This window comes from Intrasporangium sp., assembly GCF_036566125.1.
Taxonomy (GTDB): domain Bacteria; phylum Actinomycetota; class Actinomycetes; order Actinomycetales; family Dermatophilaceae; genus Intrasporangium.
Map to the genome: position 1 here is coordinate 1 of NZ_DATCWX010000133.1, position 4671 is coordinate 4671.

Genomic DNA, 4671 nt, shown 5'->3' on the forward strand with positions numbered 1-4671 from the left:
GGGCAGGCGCAGCTCGAAGATGGCGACCCCATGGAGCCGGGACTCCTCCCCGACGGTGACGGTGATGACATCCGCCCCGATCTCCACGAGCGGTGTGCTCTCGAGGCCGACGTCCACCGAGTGGACCTGCTCGGTGAGGCCGAGATGCCTGGCCACCCACGGCAGCGGAGGTGCCTGCAGGATGGTGAAGACGACCACGAGGACGAAGACGAGGTCGAAGATCCAGCTCGTGTTCGGGGTCCCGGCGACCAGTGGCACGGTGGCCAGCACGACCGGCACGGCGCCCCGGAGGCCGGCCCACGACAGGAAGGCCATGTCCTGCCAGGGCATGCGGAACCAGACGGTCGACGCCAGGACCGACAGCGGCCGCGCGAGCAGGAGCAGGACCAGCCCGATGACGACGGCGTTGCGCAGCTGCTCGTCAAGACGGAACGGGTCGGCGAGCAGGCCGAGGAGCACGAACAGCCCGATCTGGGCGATCCACCCCATCGCGGTGGCGAAGCTCTGGACCGAGGTCCGGTTGGGCAGGCTCATGTTGCCGAGGACCAGTGCGGCGAGGTAGGTCGCCAAGAAGCCCGAGACATGGGCGGCGGCGCCGACGGCGTAGGCGAGGACGGTGAGCGCGAGGACGCCGATGGAAAACAGGGCGGACGAGCCGCCGGCCACTCGCCGCAGCGCCAGCCCGCCGAGATAACCGACGGCGAGACCGACCGCCGCTCCTCCTGCGAGCTCGAGAAGGACGATGATGAGCAGCTCCCACCACGGCTCCTCGACCGCGCCCGGCATGCTCTGGGCTGCGAGCGCGACGACGAGCAGGACGACGGGGGCGTCGTTGAAGCCGGCCTCCGCCTCGAGCATGCCGCTCAGCCGACGCGGGATCGGGACATTGCGCAGGACGGCGAAGACCGCGGCCGCGTCAGTCGAGGCGAGGATCGCGCCCAGCAGGAGCGAGATCTCCCAGGAAAGGCCGAGGATGGCGTGGGCGGCGATCCCGACGACCACGACGGAGACGACGACCCCAACGGTGGCGAGGATCGCCGCCGGGGCGACGGATCCGCGGATGTTGCTCCACTTCGTCGACAGGCCGCCCTCCGCGAGGATCAGCACGAGCGCGGCATAACCGAGAACCCGGGTGGTCGACGCGTCGGAGAACTGGATGCCGGCACCCGCGTTGCCCAGCACGAGGCCGATGCCGAGGTAGATGAGCAGCGACGGCATCCCGGACGCCACCGAGAGCCGCACCGCGGCAACCGCCACCAGCAGGACGATCGAGCCGACGAGCAACACGCGTGTGAGGTCGTCGAGAGTCATTCCCGACGACGTGACGGACGCGAGCGCGGTCACGGCTGGCTCCTCAGCTGGCGGTGCACCCCATCAAACCATTCGTATGCCGCTGAGCTTGGTCACGTCCAAACGCCCCCAACCGCGCCTCCCGCACACCTCCGACACGTGGCCTAGGCTGCATGGCGTGCCCCGCGCCCACCTCGCCCGCCGAATCGCCCTCTCGGTCGTCGTCCTCATCGTCATCGCCTTCGTGGCGATGACGATTCTTGCGGTCTCGACCATCAGGCGATCCTTCCCGGAGATGTCGGGCACGCTGGAGGTCGAGGGTCTGTCGGGGCAGGTCAACGTGAGTCGGGACGCTCGAGGCGTGCCGACGATCTATGCCGACACGGCAGCGGACCTCTTCCGGGCGCAGGGCTACGTCAGCGCCCAGGACCGATTCTTCGAGATGGACCTGCGCCGGCACATCACGGCAGGCCGATTGTCCGAGCTGGTCGGAGAGGCCGGCGTCGACACTGACCGGGTGATCAGGACGATGGGCTGGCGCCGGGTGGCCGAGCAGGAGCTGCCGACGCTCGCCCCAGAGACTCGCCAGTACCTGCAGGCCTATGCCGACGGGGTCAACGCCTACCTCAAGCAGTCCGAGTCGCCGGCCGACCTGGCTCTCGAGTACCAGGTGCTCGACTGGAGCGTTCCCGGCTACCGGGTCGAGCCGTGGACGCCGGTCGACTCCCTCGCCTGGCTCAAGGCCATGGCCTGGGACCTGAAGGCCGATTATGACGACGAGCTCGCCCGAGCCCGGCTCTCGCGGGGCGGTCGCACCTCGGAGAAGCAGATCAACCTGCTCTACCCGCCCTACCCGTTCGACCGCAACCAGCCGATCCTGTCAGAACAGGACTGGAACCCATCGGCGACGCCGTCGCAGGCGGAACAGGCCGCCACCGCCACTCCGACCGCCCTGCTGAAGCAGGGACAGGCCGCCTTCGATGCTGCGGCCGCGGCCGTCGACGCCATCCCGACCCTGCTCGGCAAGGGCGACGGGATCGGCAGCAACTCGTGGGTCGTGTCCGGGGACCGCACCACGACGGGCAAGCCCCTGCTCGCCAACGACCCACACCTCAGCCTGGGCATCCCGAGCATCTGGACGCAGGTCAATCTCCAGTGCCGGACGGTGTCACCACAGTGCCCGTTCCAGGTTTCGGGGTTCGCCTTCTCCGGCCTCCCCGGGGTCATCATCGGCCACAACGCGAAGATCGCGTGGGGCTTCACCAACCTCGGGGCGGACGTCACCGACTTCTACCTCGAACAGGTGAATGGCCGCTCCTACCTGCGCGACGGTGCGCAGGTCGACCTCGAGACCCGCACGGAGACGATCAAGGTCGCCGGCGGCCAAGACCTGCAGATCACCGTGCGCAACACCGTCCATGGGCCGATCCTCTCCGATGCCTCTCCTGCCGTGGCGGAGGCGGGAGACCAGTCCGCGGTCCGAGGCGTGACGCAGTCGAACCGCTTTGCCGTGTCCCTCGCCTGGACGGCGCTCACCCCCAACAAGACGGCCGACGCGATCTTCCGACTGAACAAGGCAGGCAACTGGCGCGAGTTCCGCGCGGCGGCTGCGCTCTTCGCCGTTCCTTCCCAGAACCTCATCTATGCCGACACCGACGGGCACATCGGCTATCAGGCGCCCGGGCTGATCCCCATTCGCCGGTCGGCGACTCCCGGCGCGGTGCCCGGTTTCTGGCCGGCGCCGGGCTGGGACAGCCAGTGGGACTGGCGCGGCTTCGTCCGCTTCGAGGACCTGCCCCATGTCCTCGACCCGGAGGAGGGGTTCATCGTCACGGCGAACCAGGCGGTCACGGCGCGCCCCAAGCCATTCCTCACGTCCGAGTGGGACTACGGCTTTCGCGCCGAGCGGATCCGCACGCTCCTCGCCGGCGCTGACAAGGTCTCTCCCGAACGAATGGTCCAGATCCAGGGCGACGACCGCAACACCTTCGCGCCCGTCCTCGTCGAGCACCTGTTGGGCGTCGAGGTCGACGACTTCACCGCCCAGGCGCAGCTGCTGCTGCGCGACTGGGACGGCAGCCAGCCGGTGGACAAGACGAGGGACTCGGCGTCCGCGGCCTACTTCAACGCCGTCTGGAAGCACCTGCTCGAGTACACCTTCGACGAGCTGCCCCCGGACATCGGCGCAAGCGGGGGCAGCCGATGGATGATCGTCATGGAGCAGCTCCTCAAGGACCCCGAGAACGCCTGGTGGGATGACAAGACGACGCCCGGGGTGACCGAGGAGTCGAGCGAGATCCTCAAGCGCGCGCTCGTCGACGCCCGCCTCGACCTCGCCCGCAAGCTGGGCAAGGTCCCCGCGACGTGGCGGTGGGGCCGGCTCCACCAGCTCAACCTCGAGCACCCGGTGCTCGGCCAGGAGTCGGTGCCGGGCTTCATCCGCGACCTCTTCAACCGTGGCGGAATCGAGCTCGGAGGTGGCAGCTCCATCGTCAACGCCAACTCGTGGGATGCCTCGAGCTCCGGCTACGAGGTGACGTCCGGCCCGTCGATGCGCATGGTCATCGACCTCGACAACCTCGACCGGTCCGTCTGGGTCAACGCGACGGGTCAGTCGGGCCACCCCTACAACGCGCACTACGACGACCAGATCGACGCGTGGGCGGCCAACGAGCCGTTCCCGTGGCCCTTCAGCACCGAGGCGGTGGCGGCAGCCACGGAATCGGAGCTGACGCTGGTCCCGCCGGGTCAGGTGCCGAACGGCTGAGACGCCGGGGTCCGCACGACCCGGCCACTCGTCGTGACGTAACCGTCGACGACCGCGTCGTGGGGCTCCCGGGGCAGGTCCGCGTCGCTCTGCTCGCCCTCGTGGAGCAACGTGACGACAGGTGTCCCGACATCCCGGTGCCGCAGGGCCCGGTCGTAGCAGCCGGCGCCCTGGCCCAGGCGGGTGCCGCGCGAATCGACGGACAGCCCCGGCGTCACGATGAGGTCGCAACCACGCAGGGCGTCCACCCCCAGCCACGGCCGGCCGTCCACGGAGGAGGTGGCGTCCTTCGGGAGGCGCGAGACGGTCGCTCGGTCGCCGGTGGTGCCCTCAGCGGCATACGTCCACTCAAGAGAGAAGTCGTCGAGCACGATGGGCACGATGACCTCGTGGCCCGCCGAGAGCAGTGCCTTGATGAGGGGCCCGGTGGGCGGCTCGTCGGGAAGCGACTCGTACACGGCGATGCGGAGGCGCTCCTCGTCGTGCTCTGGGACGAACCGCAGCACGGCCTCGGCCACGGCCGAGCCGGCGCTGGCCCGGTCGACCGACTGGGCCAGGGCGGCGCGGCGGCGGCGCGCGGCCTGACGGATCTCGCGCTTGGAGACGACCGGCTC

3 protein-coding genes are annotated in these 4671 nt (G+C 69.6%); 1 reads left to right on the forward strand and 2 read right to left on the reverse strand.

From position 1 onward, the window contains the following. Nucleotides 1–1344 (reverse strand): potassium/proton antiporter (locus VIR15_RS07720; RefSeq protein WP_331926892.1); only part of this gene is annotated, 1344 nt, incomplete at its 3' end. A gap of 124 nt (nt 1345–1468) precedes the next feature. Here VIR15_RS07720 and VIR15_RS07725 point away from each other — a divergent pair. Continuing rightward, nucleotides 1469–4057, forward strand: coding sequence for a penicillin acylase family protein (locus tag VIR15_RS07725; protein WP_331926893.1), 2589 nt, complete (start codon nt 1469–1471; stop codon nt 4055–4057). Here VIR15_RS07725 and VIR15_RS07730 read toward each other — a convergent pair. Further along, nucleotides 4039–4671 (reverse strand): 5-formyltetrahydrofolate cyclo-ligase (locus tag VIR15_RS07730; protein WP_331926894.1); only part of this gene is annotated, 633 nt, incomplete at its 5' end. The two genes, VIR15_RS07725 and VIR15_RS07730, sit on opposite strands and share 19 nt — an antisense overlap.